The following is a 17,375-nucleotide window of genomic DNA, read 5'->3' on the forward strand; positions in this document are numbered from 1 at the left end:
TCAGTCGCGCAGCGCGCCCCGCAGGGATTCGGCGCGCTGCTTGACCGCGTCGGTCATCCCCGCGAATCCCTGCCGCAGCGCACCGCCCATGATCGCGGTGACCACCGGACTGAGCCACCCGGCCAGCGCGAAATGGGAATCGTAGCGGCAGCGGTCCGCGCCCAGCGCGGTCACGGTGTGCGAGCGCTCGCTGTGCAGCGTGCCCAACGGCACCGGCTTCATGGTGTAGCTGAATTCCTTTCCCGGCGTGTGGGACCGGATGAACTCCCGCTGGGTGCGCGGACGCGAGCCGATGAGCCGCACGCGCATATCGATGGGCGATCCGGGCTCCAGTGTCGTCTCACAGCCGAGTACGAAGGGGTTCCACTCGCCGTAGCGGTCCACGTCGGTGAGCACCTGCCAGACCAGGTCGGCGGGTGCGTCGATCTCGACGCTCTTGTCGATCACCAAGGGCATGTCCGAACACTAGCGCACAAACTGGAACATGTTCACCCTGTGGTCGCGGGTCCGGGCCGGGGTGCGGCAGGGCCGCCGTTACGGTTGGCCGAGTGGACGCGATACGCCGGATGCTCGTCATCGCCTATGACGACGCGCAGATACTCGATATCGCCTGCCCGTGTGGGGCTTGGGATCTGGCGAATCGGTTCGGGGCCGACCCCGGGTACGCGATCGAACTGGTCTCGGTGGGCGGGAGAGCGGTACGGACCTCGGCGGGCATCCCCATGGGCAGCGGCCGACTCGAAACCGTCGGCGGCGCGATCGACACCCTGATGGTCGTCGGCGGCCCCGGTGCCGATGCGGCCGCCGCGGACGGTCGGCTCCTCGACCAGGTGCGCCGGGTGGCGCGCCGGTCGCGGCGCATCGCGGCGGTCTGCACGGGCGCATCGCTGTTGGCGGCCGCCGGACTGCTGGAGCGGCGGCGGGTGGACCGACTCCCGCGGCGCCCCGCCCGGACGGCGCTTACTACGCCTGGGAAACCTCGTTCATCGGCTCCGGACTCGTTGGTGTTAAATGGCTTTCGTTCGGTAAGGCAGGGGAAGGTGACTGGGTCGGGCAGCGGTGAGCTCGCCACCAAGATGCTGGAGGCGGCCAAGCGCCTCGCCGAGGCGATCGCTGAAAAGGCCGGCCCGCGAGTCAGCCAGGAGCATCGTGAATTCCCGCGCGCAATCCGATACGGCCTGGATCGGACGACCCGAACGGAAGAGCAGTTCGCAGCCGACCTCCGAGGGACAGACACGCCCACGCCGCCGGATGATCGCGCCCGGTCCGGGCTATCCGCGGCGGAGGCACACCAGGTCTACGACCAGGTCCGGGACCTGGAGCCGGATGCCGCTGGAACCGGGAACCGGATCAACATCGTCGATACCACCGCAGGCCCGGCGGTGGTCCGGCGCGGCGTGGACCACCCGCGGGTGACCATGCTGAAGAAGTGGATGCCGGAGAACACGGCCATCGCCTTCGCGCGCGCCAGCGGTGTGAGAACGCCCGGGATCCTCTACTCCGGGACGGACCCGGCGACCGGCCGGACATTCACGATCATGCAGTACGTGCCCGGTGAAACACGGGGCTTCAATGATCCCGAGATGATGAACTGGCTGCCCGATCTCCTCGATCAGGTGCAATTGATGTCCGCCCACCGCCTCCCGCCGGGAATGAACCTCGATGTTCCCCAGTGGCAGCGGCAGATGATCCAGCATGCCGACGACGCGTATCGCAATCTGCCACCGGAGCGACACGCCAGACTCGACCAACTGGGAATCGGCCCGCTATCGGATTATGTCCAGCCCGACCTCAGTCGCTCCGGTGAGCCGACTGTGTTCGCCCACAACGACCTCTACCCATTCAATCTCCGACTCGACGACCAGCGGAACCTATGGATTCTCGATTGGGAGACCGCCGGTCCGGGCGATCCGCTGTACAACGCGAACTTCTTCCTCCACCGCATGGGGGCAGACATCGATGACGCGACACACGCCCAGGCCACGGCTATGTGGCTCGACCGGTTGCCGCCGGCAACCGCGTCCGTCGACAGCGGACCGGTACTCGCCATGTACCGCACGATGGAGGATTGGCGCGGGATAACGATGGCCTCGGAGACGGCACCCCGCGCCATCTCCGAGGATCCGAGCCGCCTCGAAAGCTGGACCGACTGGTACGAAACACGATTCGTCAGGAATCCCGAACCCTGGCCCGATATCCCGAAGGACGAACTGCGCACGATATTGCGCGGATGGGCCGAGGAGGCAGGGGCGGGGCGGTGATCGGCTGCGCCGCGGCTACCCGGCTGCCCAGTCGGAGGCGGAGGCGGAGGCGGTAGACGAACGATAGTGTCGACCGGTGACTCTCGCCGATCGCTACCCGATCCTGCACACACCGGGCCGGTGGGAATGGGGTGGTCTCGACGTCCGGTTCTCCACCGAGCCGCCGCCGGACGAACTGGTGACCAATATCCACGTTGTCTGCTTCGTCGGGGAACGGATCGTGCTGTGCCGTGACGATCGGGATGTGTGGTTGGTGCCGGGCGGGACCCGCGAGGCGGGGGAGTCGGTACTCGACTGCGTCACACGGGAATTGCGTGAGGATGCGGGGGCTCGGCTCACCGGGCCGCTGTAGCCGCTCGGTGCGCACTACGCCACCAGCGACCGGGCGGTGCCGTATCGGCCGTGGCAGCCCCATCCGCACAAGGCGTGGCTGTGGTGCGGTGCGGAGGTGGTCCTCGACAGCGCACCGACGAATCCGGATGACGCCGAACGGATTGTCGAGGCGCGAGCCCTGCCGGTGGCCGAGGCCGTCGAGCTCGCGGCCACCGATGGGGCGCATATGGCCGAATTGCTGCGGCTGGCCGTGGAGCTGCGGCGGGGCGGCCGGTCGGGGGTGTCGCCTACCAGGTGAGCACCGGTTTGACGGTGGTGCCGCGGTGTTGGTCGGCCAGGGCGGATTCGATGTCGGTGTGAGGATAGGGGGTGATGAGGCGGTCTATGGGGAAGCGGCCCGCGGCGTGGAGGTCGAGTAGGTGGGGGATGAAGGTGTGGGGGGTGGCATCGCCCTCGAGGCAGCCCCGGATGGTCTTGCCGCCGAGGACGATATCCCGGACGTCGATGGCGGGGGTGCCCGCGCCGAGGCCCACCGCCACCACGGTGCCGCCGATGGCCAGGGCCGCCACGGCGTCGGCGAGCACGGCCGGGGAGCCGGTGGTGTCCAGGCAGTGGGAGGCGCCGCCGCGGGTGTGGTCGCGCAGCGCCGCGACGGTGTCACCGGCGGCGGGATCGAGGGCGGCGGATGCGCCGAGGTCGAGGGCCAGGGCGCGGCGGGTGGGGTTCGGTTCCACGACGACCGTGCGGGACACGCCGAGCGCGACGGCCGCCAGCAGACCCGCCAGACCGACCGCGCCCGCGCCGAAGACGACCAGCGTGTCGTCCGTTCCGGGGCGCAGCGCGTTGTGGACCGCACCTGCGCCCGTCTGGAATCCGCAGCCCAGCGGCGCGGCCAGCACCGGATCGGTGGCGGGGTCCACCACGACGGTGTTGTCGGCGGTGGTGAGGGCATAACCGGCGAAACTGGACTGGCCGAAGAAGCCGTCCAGGACGGGCGCACCCGCGGCGGTGATCCTGGGCGTGCGGTCGGCTCGGGAGCCGAAGTTGTTCAGCCGCACCGACTTCCGGCAGTAGGCGGGACGGCCGTTCCGGCAGTTGGCGCAGTCGCCACACTGCCGGAAGGTCAGCACCACCCGTTGGCCCGGCCGCACCGAGTCCACCGCCGCGCCGACGGCTTCGACCGTGCCGCAGCCCTCGTGGCCGAGCAGGACGGGACGGTCCGCCGCACCGGCAGCGCGGGTCACCAGATCCGTGTGGCAGATGCCGACCGCCTCGATGCGAACCAGGATCTCGTCGGCGCGCGGCCCGTCGATCTCGACGGGTTCGAGTGCGAACGGAGCGGACGGATGCCGCGACAGCAGCGCCGAGGTGGTCAGCACCGGCCGACCCGCTCGAGCCGGAAGTAGAAGTGCTCACCGTTGGCGAGCACCAGGTCGGGGCGGCCGTTCATGACACCCATGAGCGTGTTGCCGTCGAGGCGCTTGAAGTGGTCGAAGATGGGGCGGCTGTCGTAGACCATGGTCGCGGTCACCTCGCCGCGGAACTCGACCTGCCACAGCGTGGCCTCGCCGCCGCCGAGTTCGAGATCGGAGAACAGCGAGCCGTCGTCCGCGCGGCAGATGAGCGGTTCGGCGCGTTCAGGGGAGTGAAACCGCTTGCCGTACCAGCGATTCGCGTCCAGCGCCCGGCACAGCGGATGGCCGGTGCGGAAGGCCGCGCCTCGCCACTCACCGAGAATGTCCTCCGCGCGGACGGTCGGCAGCCCCGCCCACAGCGCGTCCAACGCGGCCACGGGCACGCCCGACTCCCGTGCCGCCAACTCCTGCCATGATTCGGCGCTCATCGCCCGTCCTTCACGCTCGACTTCCAGAACCATTTGGTTCGCGAACCATATCCCGAACCACATTGTTCGGCAAGATAGGATTCCGCCCATGCGCGCAGCCGGACACGCCACCAGGGAACGCATCCTCGCCGCCGCCAAGGCGGAGTTCGCGACCTACGGCGTGGCGGGGGCACGGATCAATCGCATCGCCACCGCGGCCCGCGCCAGCAAGGACCGGCTCTACGCCTACTTCGCGAGCAAGGACGAGCTCTACGCGGCGGTCACCGAGCAGTGGGCCGCCCAGACCACCGCCGATACCGCCCTCAACGCCGACGACCTGCCGGGCTACACGGGACGGCTGTTCGACCACTACCTCGACCACCCGGAGAACGCCCGCCTGCAGACCTGGGCCGAGATCGAGCAGACGCACATCCCGGAGGCCGAGGCCGCCGTGCGGCGGGTGCTCGCCGGGAAGATCGCCGAAATCGAACGCGGTCAGCGCGACGGGGTCGTCACCACCGATTTCCAGCCCGTCGCCCTGGTCGTCATGCTCACCGACGTCGCCCGCACCGCGGCCGTCCATGCCGCCCGGGCGGGCCAACCGCACGATATCGCCGCCCGCCGCGCCGCGGTGGTGCTGGCCGCCCGCCGCCTCATCGCACCCGCGGCGTCCTGAGCGATGGTTCAGTCCTCGGTCGGCGCGCGGTACTCCGCCTCGCGCACGGCGGCGGTCTCGCGGGGGTCGTGCACCGTCATCACCTCGTCACCGGTTTCGGTGTGGTGGTCCACGGTGTAGAACCGCACCTCGTGGCCGTCGGGATCGTGTAGCAGGGGCAGGATCCAGCCCTTGGTCGCGAAGTGCACCCCGGCGTGGCTCTCGCCGAGGGCGGTGAGGTGCTCGGCCAGCTCGTCGAGGCGGAACCGGTCCGGTACGCCGATGGCGAAGTAGTCGAATCCCGCCGCCGCGGCGGCCTTTTCCGGGTCCAGGCGCAGCGCCAGTGGCGGACCGCCGTCGGGGTGGCGCAGGCCCACGCCCGCCAGCACACCGTTCTCGACGAATTCGACGTCGAGTTCGTAGCCCAGGCGGGTGCGGTACCAGTCGATGGATATCTCCAGGTCGGAGACCGGCAGTTTGAGGTGGTGCACACCGGCGAGTCGGGGGACCATCGCACACTCCTTCGCGTCTGCTCCCAGCGCACGCCCTCGAGGCCGTCTCGTCAAGAGGGCGACGGCGCGCCGGACGGGAGGGCGGTCGCGATCAGGCGGCGGGTGGCGCGGTGCACGCGGTCGGTGTCACCGGTGATCCACCAGTCCTGAATGAGCCCGCGAATGCCGGAAACCAGCAGGGTGGCAGCGGATTCCGGGTCCTCCAGGGTGGGATCGACGCGGCGCAGGGCGGCGGCGATGGCGTCGACCACGACGCGGACGGCCGATTCGGCGTAGCCGCGGAAAGGGCTGTCGGGTACGCAAGCCGCGCCCAGCACCTGGAGCAGCACCCGCAGGCTGGTGCCCGCCGCCCCGCTGGTGTTGAGGGTGAACGCGTCGCCGAGACGGTCCCGCAGGGCGTCCACGTCGTCGACGCCGGTGAACAGTGCGCCGATATCGGGCCGCTGGGTTTCCAGGGCGGCCACCAGCATGGCCTCCTTGCTGCCGAAATAGTGGATGAGCATGCGCGAGCTGGTGCCGAGGTAGTCGGCCAGCGGGCGCAGCGACAGTTCGATGAGTCCGTATTCCGCGATATAGGCGATCACGCCGGACAGCAGTTCGGCGCGCCGGGCGTGGTCGAGGGGGCGTGGCACGGTTTGACTGTAGCGGACGCTACAGGTATCCATGACGCCATGGGTGTAACAAGTGCTTCAGAAACTCGATCGGGTGGCCGCGACGTGGTGGTGACCGCCATGGCCGCCACCACCTGCCTGGGCGCGGACCTGGACACCACCTGGGCGCGACTGCTGGCCGGGGACAGCGGAATCGGCGCGCTCACCGACGATTTCGTGACCGAGTACGACCTGCCCGTGCGCATCGGCGGACGGCTCACGACGCGGCCGGGCGACCAGCTGACCCGCATCGAGCAGCGTCGCACCTCCTTCGTGCAGCAACTCGCTCTGGTGCTGGGGCGGCGGGTGTGGGCCGAGGCCGGTACGCCCGCGGTGGACGCCGACCGGTTGGGCGTGGCCATCGGCACCGGACTGGGCGGTGGGGACGCCCTGGTCGACGCCGTCGACCGGATGCGGGCGGGCGGCTACCGCAAGGTCCCGCCCATGACCGTCCCGATGGTCATGCCCAATGGCGCGGCCGCCACCGTCGGCCTGGAGGTGGGCGCGAAAGCCGGTGTGTACGCTCCCGTGTCGGCCTGTGCCTCGGGTGCGGAGGCCATCGCCCACGCCTGGCGGCTGATCACCACCGGCGAGGCCGATGTGATGGTGGCCGGTGGCGTCGAAGGACATATCGACGCCGCGCCCATCGCCAGCTTCGCCATGATGCGCGCCATGAGCACCCGCAATGCCGAACCGGCCCGCGCCTCCCGGCCGTTCGACCGGGACCGGGACGGTTTCGTCTTCGGTGAGGCCGGAGCCGTGCTCGTCCTCGAGGCCGAAGAGCACGCCCGCGCGCGCGGCGCGCACGTGTTCGGCCGCATCCTCGGCGCGGGCATCAGTTCGGACGGCTACCACATCACCGGCACCGCGCCCGGCGGCGACGGCGCGGCCCGCGCGATGCGCAAGGCCCTGCGCTCGGCCGGACTTCGGCCCGACGACATCACCCACGTCAACGCCCACGCCACCGCGACCCCCATCGGCGACGCCTCGGAGGCCCACGCCATCACCGCCGTGACGCCGCACGCCTCGGTCTACGCCCCCAAATCGGCACTGGGCCACTCCATCGGCGCGGCGGGCGCGCTCGAGGTGATCCTGACCCTGCGCACGCTGCGCGACGGAATCATCCCGCCCACACTGAATTACGAGAATCCGGATCCGGCGTTCGAACTCGACGTGGTGGCCGACAAGCCGCGCGAGGAGCGGCCGGAGTACGCGCTGAGCAATTCCTTCGGCTTCGGCGGACACAATGTCACCGTCGCCGTGGGCCACTGAATCAGGGCAGGGTGTCGATCTGCACCCGCGGATCGAGTTTGCGCAGGGTGTCGGGACGGTCGGTGAGGCACGGCCAATCCCGGCTCACCGCTTCGAGGGTGGCGTGTCCGGCCGGGATGAGCGCATCGGCGTCGGGACGGTCCGCCAGCGCCGCGCCGAGGTGATCGCTGGCGGGCCGGTCCAGCGGCTGAATGACGGTGTTGGGGAGATCCAGCAGGACCGAGAGGATGTCGAGCCGCACCGGCGAGATGAGTGCGCGGGCGGCGGCCAGGGCGGTGGCCGGGACGATGATCGTATGTCCCGCGTCCGCGGTCGCCCACACCACGGACTGCACATAGGCCACGCGGTGCGCCCACGCGGTGAGCGCTGCCGTATCGAACACGATGCCGCCGAGCGTGGAACCGGTCAGCGGCCCCTGGGCCGGGGCGGTCACGCGGCACCGGCGCGATCGCCGGGATCCTCCTCCTCGGATAAGGGCGGCAGTCCCTGCACCGCCCGTGCCTTGTTGATCAGATCGAGCGGGGGACGGCCACCGAATACCTCTTCGATCCGGGCCAGCGACTGCGCCCGGTCCACCCGGGCTTTCACGGATTCGGCGACGAACGCGGAGACCGATTCGATCCGGCCGCTGCGCCGCCAGTCGTCGAGGGTGGTGGCGATTTCCTCCGGCATCGTCACGGTGATCTTGCGGGTGCGACGCTCTCTCGCCATACCGAGATGCTACCGGGGTATGTGAGGTCGGGGGAGTACGCGGCGCCGCGCGAAACCTGCCGGTCGCCTGGGGATCGGGATTCGATACCGTTGCGATCGGCCCGTATCGCACGGGTCTGCCCGTTTCGAGACAGTTAGGTAAGGCCACGGATGGATGACAGCTCGATCGCGTGGATCGACGGTGCGCTCGTCACCGTCGATCAGCGCGCGCTGCCGCGGGAACTGCGGGAGCTGCGGATCACGACGGTCGACGACCTCATCGACGCCATCACCTCGCTCGCGATTCGCGGCGCGCCGGCGATCGGGGTGTCCGGTGCGTTCGGTGTGGTGATCGCGGTGCGCGCGCACACCCGCGATGGGGTGGTGGATGTCGAGCGGGTGCGAGCGGAGGCGCAGCGCATCGCCGACGCCCGGCCCACGGCGGTCAACCTCGCCTGGGGTGTGCGGCGCGCGCTGAGCAGGCTGGCCGAGGGCGCGCAGGCCGTCTTGGACGAGGCGCTGGAGATGCTGGCCGAGGACGGCCGGGTGAATCAGGCCGCCGCCACCCACGCCGCGGACCTGGTGCTGCGACTGTCGCCGAACCGCCCGCTGCGCATCCTCACCCACTGCAATACCGGCCGCCTCGCCACCACCTCGGTGGGCACCGCCCTCGGCGCGCTGCGGGTGCTGCACGAGCGCGGCGCGCTGGCCGAGGTGATCGTGGACGAGACCCGGCCGCTGCTGCAGGGGGCGCGGCTCACCGCCTGGGAGCTGGCGGAGGCGGGCATTCCGCACCGGCTCACCATCGATTCGGCCGCCGCCTGGGCCATCGCCACCGAGGGTATCGACGCCGTCATCGTGGGCGCGGACCGGATCACCGCCGACGGCGCGGTGGCCAACAAGATCGGCACCTACATGCTGGCGCTGGCCGCGCGGCACCACGGGATCCCGTTCATCGTGGTCGCGCCCGAATCCACCCGCGATATCGCGACCGCGTCGGGCCGCGACATCGTGGTGGAGCAGCGCGCCGCCGCCGAGGTGACCGGCTTCGGCGGGGTGCCCACCGCGCCCGAGGGCACCCGTACCTTCAATCCGGCCTTCGACGTGACGCCGCCGGAACTGGTGACCGCGGTGGTCACCGAATACGGTGTGCTCGAACACCCGGGTGAGGTGCGCACCGCGGCCGACGCGCAGACCCAGAAGGTGTACCGCCAGGCCCCGGCCGGAACCAATGGCGCTGGCGGGCACAGCGGTTCGACGCTCACCGGGACGACCCCGCGCCCGGCGACCGAGCCCACCGAGGAGCGCTCCGACCACCCGCCCGCCACCGAGACCACCGAAGGTGGTCTGCCCAAACGCATTCCCTCCGAGGCGAGCCTCGAATCGCGCGCCGAGACGGCCGAACCGCCCGCGGCCGGTCCGCAAGCGTCTCCCGGCGAGGCCGCCACCGACGAATACCTCGCCGCGCTCACCCGGTCGGTCACCGAACTCACCCGCGCCACCCCCGCCGAACCCGGAGCCGGGCGCGAGATCGCGGCCCTGGCCCGCGGCCTCTACGCCAGCGGCTGGATGCCCGGCACGGCCGGCAATATCTCGGTACGCCAGGGTGTTTCGGCCGTCATCACGGCCAGCGGCCTGTCCAAGGGCGAACTCACCGACACCGACACGGTGACCGTCCGCGTGGCCGACTCCGAGCCCGCCCTGCCCTCCCGCCGCCGACCGTCGGCGGAGACCACCATCCATACGGCCGTCTACCGCGCCACCCCCGCGGCGGCGGTGGTCCACGTCCACCCGCCGCACGCCACGGCCCTGTCCGTCGGCGCGGCCGCGGGCAGCGTGCGGTTCTCCGGCTACGAGCTCATCAAGGGGCTGGGCGGAACGAGCCCGCACACCATCGACATTCCGGTCTTCCCGAACCACGCCGAGGTACCGCGGATCGGGCGCGATATCGAGCGCTATCTGCTCGATCACTCGGATGCCCCGCCGGTGCTGTTCATCGCCGGGCACGGCATCACCGCCTGGGGCGCGTCCCTGGCGCAGGCTCGCGACCGCGCCGAATGCCTGGAAGCGCTGTGCGAATTGGCCAGTCTGACCGGTCACCGGGAGATTCCGGTGGGCGACAATGGTTCCGAGGAGGATCCCACATGACACTGCTGCAGGTGATGCCCGATTCGGCCGCCGACGAGGTGACGCTGCGCACCGACGACGATGCCGTGATCGCGGCCGAACTCGGCAAGCGCGGCATCGTATTCCAGCGCTGGCCGCTCATGACCGGGCTGGACGCCGCCACGCCGACCGAGGACATTCTGGCCGAATACGCCGGTCATATCGCCGAACTCGATGCCGACGGCCGCTACAAGCACATCGATGTGGCGCGCATCCACCCCGACGACGGCGATCCGGAGTGGCCCGCCAAGGCCGAGGCTGCCCGCACCAAATTCCTCGACGAGCATCGGCACGCCGAGGACGAGGTCCGGTTCTTCGTGGCCGGACAGGGCTGCTTCTATCTGCATCTGGGTGACGAGGTGCTGGCGACCGTCTGCACCGCGGGCGATCTGGTCTCGGTTCCGGCGGGCACCCTGCACTGGTTCGATATGGGCACCCGGCCGGAGTTCGTGGCCGTGCGGTTCTTCGAGGAGGAGGACGGCTGGATCGGCGATTTCACCGGTGACAAGATCTCGAGCGGCTTCCCGACCCTCGACGAACTCACCGCATGATCACCACCATCGTCCTCGATATCGAGGGCACCACCAGCCCGACCGACTCCGTGCGGGACGACCTGTACGGCTACACCCGCGAGCGGCTGCCCGACTGGCTCGCCGACAATGTGGGCGGTGCGGCCGATCCGATCATCGCGGCCACCCGGAAATCCGCGGATCGGCCCGACGCCGGACCGGCCGAGGTGGCCGAGATACTCATCGGCTGGCTGAACTCCGATGTGAAGGCCGAGCCGCTCAAGGCCGCGCAGGGCAGCATCTGCGCCGAGGGGTTCCGGTCGGGTGCGCTGCACGGCGAGTTCTTTCCGGATGTGCCGCCGGCGCTGCGGGAATGGCGGGCCAGGGGGCTGGAGCTGTACATCTACTCGTCGGGTTCGGTGCGCAATCAGAAGGATTGGTTCGAGTTCGCGCGCGGCGATTCGCTCGCCCCGCTGATCAGCGGACATTTCGACCTGTCCAGCGCCGGGCCCAAGCGGGAGGCGTCCTCGTACGAGAAGATCGCGGGCGCGATCGGGGTGCCGGCCCACCGCATCCTGTTCCTGTCGGATCATCCGGACGAGTTGGATGCCGCCGTGGCCGCCGGATGGTCGGTGCGGGGCGTGGCCCGGCCGGGCGAACCCCACGCGCCCCGGCCGCCGCACCGCTGGATCAGCGACTTCGGCGACGTCGACCTGGACTGAACCCGGCGCGCGGCACGCACCGCGATGGCCCCGCCCGGACTCCGGGCGGGGCCATTGTCGTATCGGTCGCCTCAGCCGCCGACGCGGGCGGTGCTGGCGCGCTCGATGAGGTACTGCACCAGGGTCATGAGCACGTTCTTCGCCGAGGTGCGATCCCTGGCGTCGCACAGCATGACCGGGAGCCGCGGATCCAGGTCGAGCGCATCGCGCACCTCCTCGGCGGTGTAGCGCGGGGCCCCGTCGAAGCAGTTGACCGCCACCGTGAACGCCACCCCGCGGCGTTCGAAGAAGTCGATGGCGGCGAAGGAGGAATCCAGGCGACGGGTGTCGGCCAGCACCACCGCGCCGAGCGCCCCGCGCGCCAATTCGTCCCACAGGAACCAGAATCGGTCCTGGCCGGGTGTGCCGAACAGGTACAGCACCAGGCTGGGGTCGATGGTGATGCGGCCGAAGTCCAGGGCCACCGTCGTGGTGGTCTTGGCTTCCACGCCGCTCAGATCGTCCACGCCGGAACTGAGTTCGGTGATCAGCTCTTCGGTGCGCAGCGGAGTGATCTCACTGATCGCCGACACCATGGTCGTCTTGCCCACGCCGAAACCACCGGCGATGAGGATCTTGACCGAGGACGCCAGTTGACGCTCCCCGGACGGGTCAAAGCTTTCGGATGCCATCGAGTACAGCTCGCAATACGTTGAGGTCGCCGGGACCGGCGTCGGAGGTGGCCGGAGCCCGGAAGTTCAGCAGCCGGTCGGAGATGAGGTCGCCGACCAGGATCTTCGTAACCGCCAGCGGTAGCCGCAGGGTGGCCGAGACCTCGGCGACCGACTGCGGAAGCTGGCACAGGCGAACGATTTCCGCGTATTCGGGTTCGACGCGCCGCAGTGGCGGAGCTCCGTAGGGTGCGTGCACCACGGTGAGCATGTCCAGGTCGTGCGCCGCGCCCATGGTCCGGCCTCCCGTCCGGGCATACGGGCGCACCAGCGGACCAGCCGCGTCGTCGAACCATTGTTCCCCCGGCCGCGGCATCATGACAGTCGGGGGTTGCCCTGTCCGGCCAAGCCCTGGCGCGGGGTGGTGGACAGGTAGCTGCCGACACGCTGCACGGTCAGGTTCATCTCGTAGGCGACCATGCCCAGGTTGGCCTGCTCGGTGGCCTGTAGCGCCAGGCAGGCGTGGCTGCCGGCGGCCGTCACGAACAGCACGGCCCGGTCGAGTTCGATGACCGCCTGGCGTACGCCGCCGCCGTCGAAACGATTACCCGCGCTGCGCGCCAGTCCGTAGAGCGTGGAGGACATGGCGCCGAAATGCTCCGCGTCCTCCCGGCTCATGGCCGAGGAGCGACCCAGCAGCAGCCCGTCGGTGGAGTGCACCACCGCGTGTCGAACGCCCGCGAGCCGATCGACCAGATCGTCGAGTAGCCAGTTGAGATCACCAGCGTTGGAGGTGGTCACCATCGCCTTCCTGTCGGTCCGGGGGAGTGGAGGTAGGCCCGAACGCATCGAAACCGGCCCGACGGCCCTGCCTGGTTCCGTTCTCGATGGCGGACATGAGGTCTCGGGCCTGCTCGGCGGTGGCGGCCGGACGCTCCGAGGGCACCGAGGAATCGGCTGCCTCCGGGGCATTCGCCAATTCCGGTGCGAGACTTGCCTGTCGACGCCGACGCGGGAGTGCCGGCCGAGTGTCGGAGCCAGTGTACTGGGAGCGGCCGTTCTCGCGGGCGGTATGGCCGATCTCCGGGAAACGCTCGGGTCGCGGCGGGAACACCGGTGGCCGAGTGGGGTTGGTCGGCGGCTCGAACGCCGCGACCGGCTCGAAGGATCCGGTCTGGGTGGCGGATCCGGCGGGCGGGGCGGGCGTCGGTTCGGCTTGTTCCGGCGGCGCCAGCGGCGGCAGGAACTCCGGCGATTCGAGTGCCAGACGCGGCAGCTCGGATTCGGTGCGCACCGCGGCGACGCGCTGGGCCAGTGGTTCCCGGGCCACCATGGGGATCTCGCCGCTGGCGACGGCGGCGACGGTCAGATTCGTGGGCACCAGCACGATGGCGCGCACGCCGCCGTAGTCGGATTCGGTCAGGCGCACCGAGATACCGTGCCGCATGGCCAGCCGCGCCACCACGAACAGGCCGAGGCGGGAGTCCTCCGACAGCGTGTTCACGCCGAAATCCGGTGGATTGCGCAGCATCTCGTTGAGCCGGGCCTGCTCGGACTCGGGGATGCCCATACCCTGGTCGATCACCTCCAGCGCCAGCCCCTTGCCGACCACGCCACCGCGAATCTCCACCTGGGACTGCGGCGGGGAGAAAGAGGAGGCATTGTCGACGAGTTCGGCCAGCAGGTGCACGAGGTCGGCGACGACGGTGCCCGCCACCGCGATCTCCGGCATCCGGTTGATCTTCACCCGGGTGTAGTCCAGGGCCTCGCCGACGCCGGAGCGCACCACCTCGACCAGCGGCACCGGCTGCCGCCACTGGCGGCCGGGCTGACCGCCCGCCAGGATGATCAGGTTCTCGGCATTGCGGCGTTCGCGGGTAGCCAGGTGGTCGAGCCGGAAGAAGGTCTCCAGCAGGGCCGGATCCTCTTGGCGCGCTTCGGCTTCGTCCAGGATCTCCAGCTGGCGGTGCACCACCACCTGGCTGCGGTGGGCGATATTGAGGAAGACCGCCTTCACCCCCTCCCGAGTACGGGCCTCGGTCACGGCCGCCGAGACGGCCGCGCCGTGCGCATGGGTGAACGCCTTGGCCACCTGGCCGATCTCGTCGTGCCCGAAGTCCAGGACGGCCGCCTCGGCGGCGGGGTCCACCTCTTCGCCCTCGTTGAGCTTGCGCATGATCTCCGGCAGCCGCTCATCGGCCAGCGCGAAGGTCTGGTCACGAAGGCGCTTGAGCCGCCGGATGATCCGGTTCGCCAGCAGCAGCGCCACCACGAAGGCGGACGATGACAGCAGCAGCACGCCGAACCCGGCCAGCAGGGAATCGCGTGCGTTGTCGTGGGCCTCCTGGCGGGCGATGCTGTTCGCCTCCAGGTTCTGGTCGTCCCACAGCTTCGCCAGGGTGTCGGAGACCTCGGCGACGGCCGCCTGCCACTCCTCGGTGGTCAGCGGCAGCGGAGTGAGGATGGAGTCCTCGACCTGCGCGCCGGTGCGGGAGTCGGTGGTGTCGTGCTCGTGTGGGAAGGCACGCTGCATGAGCGCCTGTTCCATGGCCCCGAGTCGCTGCCAGGCGGGGCTGGCGAGCAGGTTCTGCGCCACCTGGGCCTGCGCGGGATCGCTGTCGCCGGTGAGGATTTGCACGGTGATGCGATAGAAGCCGATGAGGCGAACGTATTCGGCGGCGAGTTCATCGGGCAGACCGACGTCGTTGGCGAGTGCGGCCCCGAGCGCGTTGGCACGGGTCAGCGACTCCAGCGCCAACAGCACCTGCACCGATTCGGCGAGTTCGGCGGCGATTTCGGCGCTGGGGGAGTCCTCCTGCACGATGCGGGTGCCGATGAGCACCACGTCGGGCAGGCGGCTGTAGAAGGTGTACGCGTCGGTGATGGGCAGCAGGCCCGAATCCACGCCCGCGCGCACGGTCGTGAGGTTCTCCTTGAGTTTCAGGAAGTCACCGACATCGCCCTGCAGCGCCTCGGGCCCCATATTCCTGACCTGATCCTCGGTCGGGGTCATGGTGCGGAAGGCGTTGTCGAGGCGGGTTCTGGCCCCCGCCAGCGCGGTGCGGTCGGTTTCCTCGCCCGCGTAGATCCACAGGGTGGCCCGGCGTTCGTCCTGCACGGCCTCGAGCAACTCCGCCACCGGTTCGATGCCGTCGATCATCTGCGCCGCCCAGTCCTCGGCGCGGTTTCCGGCGGACACCAAATACCCGGCCGTTCCCACTCCCACCCCGAGCAGCGCCGCGCTCGGAACGAGCGCGATCGCCAGGATGCGGGTTCGGACGCCGAGCCTCGCTCTGAACATCTGCGCAACGTAACGGGACGTAGGTCACAAATGCCGCCCATGTCCCGTTGACCGGGACTCGATTGGACAGCGCGAGTTATGCGTGGCTGGGCATGGACCGCACGGCCGCGGTCGACGACTGGCCGATCCGACTCACCGCAGATCGGAAATCCGGCCGATTCGGCCCATCGCGGCGGAGTGGGCGTGATCGGGCCCTACCTGGGGGTAGATTGTGTGTATCCACGAGTTACTCGTAAGTAGGAGGCCGACCATGCCCGTGCCGGAAGCCGCAGTATTCGACCGTCTGCGGACGTTCGCGGCGGTGGACACCACCGGGGACCACCGGACCCGGACCATCACCGAGGTGTTCACCGGCACGACGCTCGGCTCGGTTCCCGTCGGCACCGCCGACGACGTCGCCGCCGCGTTCACCAAAGCCCGCGCCGCACAGGCGGACTGGGCCGCCCGCGCGCCCAAGGACCGGGCCGAGGTCTTCGAGCGCTACCGGGCGCTGGTGGTGGAGAACCGCGAATACCTCATGGACGTGATCCAGGCCGAGACCGGCAAGGCGCGCTGGGCGGCCCAGGAAGAGGTCATGGGGCTGATCTTCGCGGCCCGGTACTACTCCCGCGTCGCACCGAAGCTGCTCAGTCCCTACAGCGTGCCGGGCGCGTTCCCCGTCCTCAATCGCGCCCAGGTGCGCACCCAGCCCAAGGGCGTGGTCGGGGTGATCGCGCCGTGGAACTACCCGATGCTGCTCTCGGTCGGCGACTCGATCCCGGCGCTGCTGGCGGGCAATGCCGTGGTGGTCAAGCCCGATTCGCAGACGCCGTACTCCTCGCTGGCCAATGCCGAGCTCATGTACCGGGCCGGACTGCCGCGCGACCTGTTCGCGGTGGTGACCGGACCGGGCACGGTGGTCGGCACCGCCATCGTCGACTCCTGCGACTACCTCATGTTCACCGGCTCCTCCGACACCGGCCGCACCCTCGCCGAGCAGTGCGGGCGGCGGCTGATCGGCTTCTCCGCGGAACTGGGCGGCAAGAACCCCATGATCGTCACGCGCGGTGCCCACCTGGACAAGGCTGCCAAAGCGGCTGTGCGCGCGTGTTTCTCGAATGCCGGGCAGCTGTGCATCTCCATCGAGCGGCTGTACGTGGACCGCGCCGTCGCACCGGAGTTCACCGAGAAGTTCGTGGCCGCGGTGCGCAACGCCAAGCTGGGGGCGAGCTACGACTACTCCAGCGATATCGGCAGCCTGATCTCGCCCGCGCAGCTCGAGACCGTGCAGAAGCATGTCGCCGACGCCACCTCCAAGGGCGCGAAGGTGCTGGCGGGCGGCAACGCCCGCCCCGATATCGGCCCCCTGTTCTTCGAGCCGACCATCCTCACCGAGGTCACCGACGCCATGGAGTGCGGCCGTGACGAGACCTTCGGTCCGCTGGTGTCCATCTACCCGTTCGACACCGTGGACGAGGCCATCGCCCTGGCCAACGACACCGAGTACGGCCTCAACGCCAGCGTCTGGGCCGACACCAAGGCCGCCGGCGAGCGGATCGCCGAACGCCTGCACGCTGGAACCGTCTGCGTCGACGAGGGGTACGCCCCCGCCTGGGGCACCACCGGCGCGCCCATGGGCGGTATGGGGATCTCCGGCGTCGGCCGCCGCCACGGCCCCGATGGTCTGCTGAAGTTCACCGAACCGCAGACCGTGGTGGTGACCCGCTTCCTGAATCTCGATCCGCCGCCGCTGGTCTCGCAGGACAGGTGGCAGCCCTTCCTCATGGGTGTGGCTCGCGCGCTGCGCTTCCTGCCGGGACGCTGAGCCGGAATCCCTTGTGGCCCTAGGCTGG

The 17,375-nt window shown here is 69.9% G+C and carries 20 protein-coding genes; 9 read left to right on the forward strand and 11 right to left on the reverse strand.

All coding sequences use genetic code 11. From position 1 onward, the window contains the following. Nucleotides 1-456 carry an SRPBCC domain-containing protein gene (locus ON31_RS15150; RefSeq protein WP_039814289.1) on the reverse strand — a complete coding sequence of 152 codons (456 nt, stop codon included), beginning with the start codon at nt 454-456 and terminating at the stop codon, nt 1-3. A gap of 110 nt (nt 457-566) precedes the next feature. Here ON31_RS15150 and ON31_RS34690 point away from each other — a divergent pair, with 110 nt between their 5' ends. The 3 genes from ON31_RS34690 (at nt 567) to ON31_RS37565 (ending at nt 2,892) form a co-directional block, all read left to right on the forward strand. Then, a complete protein-coding gene (locus ON31_RS34690; RefSeq protein WP_051037281.1) occupies nt 567-2,261 on the forward strand; it encodes a phosphotransferase in 1,695 nt (564 codons plus the stop codon). Nucleotides 2,262-2,337: 76 nt separating this feature from the next. Further along, nucleotides 2,338-2,613, forward strand: coding sequence for an NUDIX domain-containing protein (locus tag ON31_RS37560; RefSeq protein WP_218007325.1), 276 nt, complete (start codon nt 2,338-2,340; stop codon nt 2,611-2,613). A 36-nt stretch (nt 2,614-2,649) separates the two neighbouring features. Beyond that, entirely contained in the window at nt 2,650-2,892 is a 243-nt protein-coding gene (locus tag ON31_RS37565; RefSeq protein WP_218007326.1) for a hypothetical protein, read from the forward strand. Here ON31_RS37565 and ON31_RS15165 read toward each other — a convergent pair. Together ON31_RS15165 and ON31_RS15170 are read right to left on the reverse strand one after the other, a co-directional pair. Further along, nucleotides 2,882-3,970: an NAD(P)-dependent alcohol dehydrogenase gene (locus ON31_RS15165; protein ID WP_039814383.1), complete on the reverse strand. Its 1,089-nt coding sequence runs from the start codon at nt 3,968-3,970 to the stop codon at nt 2,882-2,884. The genes ON31_RS37565 and ON31_RS15165 overlap by 11 nt on opposite strands. Then, nucleotides 3,967-4,437, reverse strand: a complete 471-nt coding sequence (locus ON31_RS15170; protein ID WP_039814291.1) for a DUF4334 domain-containing protein — start codon at nt 4,435-4,437, stop codon at nt 3,967-3,969. Before ON31_RS15170 ends, ON31_RS15165 begins: the two co-directional genes overlap by 4 nt. Nucleotides 4,438-4,525: 88 nt before the next feature. On the opposite strand from ON31_RS15170, the gene ON31_RS15175 reads away from it, so the two are divergent. Further along, nucleotides 4,526-5,092: a TetR/AcrR family transcriptional regulator gene (locus ON31_RS15175; RefSeq protein WP_039814293.1), complete on the forward strand. Its 567-nt coding sequence runs from the start codon at nt 4,526-4,528 to the stop codon at nt 5,090-5,092. Between the two features lie 8 nt (nt 5,093-5,100). Here ON31_RS15175 and ON31_RS15180 read toward each other — a convergent pair whose 3' ends face one another. Both ON31_RS15180 and ON31_RS15185 read right to left on the reverse strand, forming a co-directional pair. Continuing rightward, nucleotides 5,101-5,583 carry a VOC family protein gene (locus ON31_RS15180; protein WP_039814295.1) on the reverse strand — a complete coding sequence of 161 codons (483 nt, stop codon included), beginning with the start codon at nt 5,581-5,583 and terminating at the stop codon, nt 5,101-5,103. Between the two features lie 50 nt (nt 5,584-5,633). Next, entirely contained in the window at nt 5,634-6,215 is a 582-nt protein-coding gene (locus tag ON31_RS15185; RefSeq protein ID WP_039814385.1) for a TetR/AcrR family transcriptional regulator, read from the reverse strand. Between the two features lie 39 nt (nt 6,216-6,254). Here ON31_RS15185 and ON31_RS15190 point away from each other — a divergent pair, with 39 nt between their 5' ends. Beyond that, nucleotides 6,255-7,505 (forward strand): KasA/KasB family beta-ketoacyl-ACP synthase, encoded by a 1,251-nt coding sequence (locus tag ON31_RS15190; protein WP_039814297.1) that lies wholly within the window; start codon nt 6,255-6,257, stop codon nt 7,503-7,505. Between the two features lies 1 nt (nt 7,506). Here the strand turns inward: ON31_RS15190 and ON31_RS15195 are convergent, their stop codons facing one another. Next, nucleotides 7,507-7,938 carry a hypothetical protein gene (locus ON31_RS15195; protein WP_051037282.1) on the reverse strand — a complete coding sequence of 144 codons (432 nt, stop codon included), beginning with the start codon at nt 7,936-7,938 and terminating at the stop codon, nt 7,507-7,509. Beyond that, entirely contained in the window at nt 7,935-8,216 is a 282-nt protein-coding gene (locus ON31_RS15200; protein ID WP_051037283.1) for a hypothetical protein, read from the reverse strand. Before ON31_RS15200 ends, ON31_RS15195 begins: the two co-directional genes overlap by 4 nt. Before the next feature lie 150 nt (nt 8,217-8,366). Between ON31_RS15200 and ON31_RS37930 the strand changes: the two genes are divergently transcribed. Genes ON31_RS37930 through mtnC form a run of 3 tightly spaced genes read left to right on the forward strand, consistent with a single transcriptional unit; the run spans nt 8,367 to nt 11,592 of the window. Next, nucleotides 8,367-10,343 (forward strand): bifunctional S-methyl-5-thioribose-1-phosphate isomerase/methylthioribulose 1-phosphate dehydratase, encoded by a 1,977-nt coding sequence (locus ON31_RS37930; protein WP_051037286.1) that lies wholly within the window; start codon nt 8,367-8,369, stop codon nt 10,341-10,343. Next, nucleotides 10,340-10,912: a 1,2-dihydroxy-3-keto-5-methylthiopentene dioxygenase gene (locus ON31_RS15210; protein ID WP_039814298.1), complete on the forward strand. Its 573-nt coding sequence runs from the start codon at nt 10,340-10,342 to the stop codon at nt 10,910-10,912. Before ON31_RS37930 ends, ON31_RS15210 begins: the two co-directional genes overlap by 4 nt. Continuing rightward, nucleotides 10,909-11,592 carry an acireductone synthase gene (mtnC, locus tag ON31_RS15215; protein ID WP_039814300.1) on the forward strand — a complete coding sequence of 228 codons (684 nt, stop codon included), beginning with the start codon at nt 10,909-10,911 and terminating at the stop codon, nt 11,590-11,592. The genes ON31_RS15210 and mtnC overlap by 4 nt, the downstream gene beginning before the upstream one ends. 71 nt (nt 11,593-11,663) lie before the next feature. On the opposite strand, the gene ON31_RS15220 is transcribed toward mtnC, so the two are convergent. Genes ON31_RS15220 through ON31_RS15235 form a run of 4 tightly spaced genes read right to left on the reverse strand, consistent with a single transcriptional unit; the run spans nt 11,664 to nt 15,543 of the window. Then, on the reverse strand, nt 11,664-12,263 hold the full coding sequence (locus ON31_RS15220) for a GTP-binding protein (protein ID WP_029927695.1): 600 nt from the start codon (nt 12,261-12,263) through the stop codon (nt 11,664-11,666). After that, a complete protein-coding gene (locus tag ON31_RS15225; protein ID WP_029927698.1) occupies nt 12,244-12,618 on the reverse strand; it encodes a DUF742 domain-containing protein in 375 nt (124 codons plus the stop codon). Before ON31_RS15225 ends, ON31_RS15220 begins: the two co-directional genes overlap by 20 nt. Then, nucleotides 12,618-13,046, reverse strand: coding sequence for a roadblock/LC7 domain-containing protein (locus ON31_RS15230; RefSeq protein WP_228807646.1), 429 nt, complete (start codon nt 13,044-13,046; stop codon nt 12,618-12,620). Before ON31_RS15230 ends, ON31_RS15225 begins: the two co-directional genes overlap by 1 nt. Beyond that, the gene (locus tag ON31_RS15235; protein WP_039814302.1) at nt 13,021-15,543 is read right to left on the reverse strand and encodes a sensor histidine kinase; all 2,523 of its coding nucleotides are present in this window, start codon (nt 15,541-15,543) and stop codon (nt 13,021-13,023) included. Before ON31_RS15235 ends, ON31_RS15230 begins: the two co-directional genes overlap by 26 nt. A 250-nt stretch (nt 15,544-15,793) precedes the next feature. Here ON31_RS15235 and ON31_RS15240 point away from each other — a divergent pair, with 250 nt between their 5' ends. Continuing rightward, a complete protein-coding gene (locus tag ON31_RS15240) occupies nt 15,794-17,347 on the forward strand; it encodes a succinic semialdehyde dehydrogenase (protein ID WP_029927702.1) in 1,554 nt (517 codons plus the stop codon). Nucleotides 17,348-17,375 lie beyond the last annotated feature (28 nt).

Source organism: Nocardia otitidiscaviarum NBRC 14405, assembly GCF_000308635.1.
In the GTDB taxonomy this organism is placed as follows: Bacteria; Actinomycetota; Actinomycetes; order Mycobacteriales; family Mycobacteriaceae; genus Nocardia; species Nocardia otitidiscaviarum.

What these genes read in the sequence shown, in the direction of transcription:
- ON31_RS15150 (WP_039814289.1), bottom strand. Translation starts at nt 456, where the DNA reads ATGCCCTTGGTGATCGACAAGAGCGTCGAGATCGACGCACCCGCCGAC.
- ON31_RS34690 (WP_051037281.1), top strand. Translation starts at nt 567, where the DNA reads ATGCTCGTCATCGCCTATGACGACGCGCAGATACTCGATATCGCCTGC.
- ON31_RS15170 (WP_039814291.1), bottom strand. Translation starts at nt 4,437, where the DNA reads ATGAGCGCCGAATCATGGCAGGAGTTGGCGGCACGGGAGTCGGGCGTG.
- ON31_RS15175 (WP_039814293.1), top strand. Translation starts at nt 4,526, where the DNA reads ATGCGCGCAGCCGGACACGCCACCAGGGAACGCATCCTCGCCGCCGCC.
- ON31_RS15180 (WP_039814295.1), bottom strand. Translation starts at nt 5,583, where the DNA reads ATGGTCCCCCGACTCGCCGGTGTGCACCACCTCAAACTGCCGGTCTCC.
- ON31_RS15190 (WP_039814297.1), top strand. Translation starts at nt 6,255, where the DNA reads ATGGGTGTAACAAGTGCTTCAGAAACTCGATCGGGTGGCCGCGACGTG.
- ON31_RS15200 (WP_051037283.1), bottom strand. Translation starts at nt 8,216, where the DNA reads ATGGCGAGAGAGCGTCGCACCCGCAAGATCACCGTGACGATGCCGGAG.
- ON31_RS37930 (WP_051037286.1), top strand. Translation starts at nt 8,367, where the DNA reads ATGGATGACAGCTCGATCGCGTGGATCGACGGTGCGCTCGTCACCGTC.
- ON31_RS15210 (WP_039814298.1), top strand. Translation starts at nt 10,340, where the DNA reads ATGACACTGCTGCAGGTGATGCCCGATTCGGCCGCCGACGAGGTGACG.
- mtnC (WP_039814300.1), top strand. Translation starts at nt 10,909, where the DNA reads ATGATCACCACCATCGTCCTCGATATCGAGGGCACCACCAGCCCGACC.
- ON31_RS15220 (WP_029927695.1), bottom strand. Translation starts at nt 12,263, where the DNA reads ATGGCATCCGAAAGCTTTGACCCGTCCGGGGAGCGTCAACTGGCGTCC.
- ON31_RS15225 (WP_029927698.1), bottom strand. Translation starts at nt 12,618, where the DNA reads ATGCCGCGGCCGGGGGAACAATGGTTCGACGACGCGGCTGGTCCGCTG.
- ON31_RS15230 (WP_228807646.1), bottom strand. Translation starts at nt 13,046, where the DNA reads ATGGTGACCACCTCCAACGCTGGTGATCTCAACTGGCTACTCGACGAT.
- ON31_RS15235 (WP_039814302.1), bottom strand. Translation starts at nt 15,543, where the DNA reads ATGTTCAGAGCGAGGCTCGGCGTCCGAACCCGCATCCTGGCGATCGCG.
- ON31_RS15240 (WP_029927702.1), top strand. Translation starts at nt 15,794, where the DNA reads ATGCCCGTGCCGGAAGCCGCAGTATTCGACCGTCTGCGGACGTTCGCG.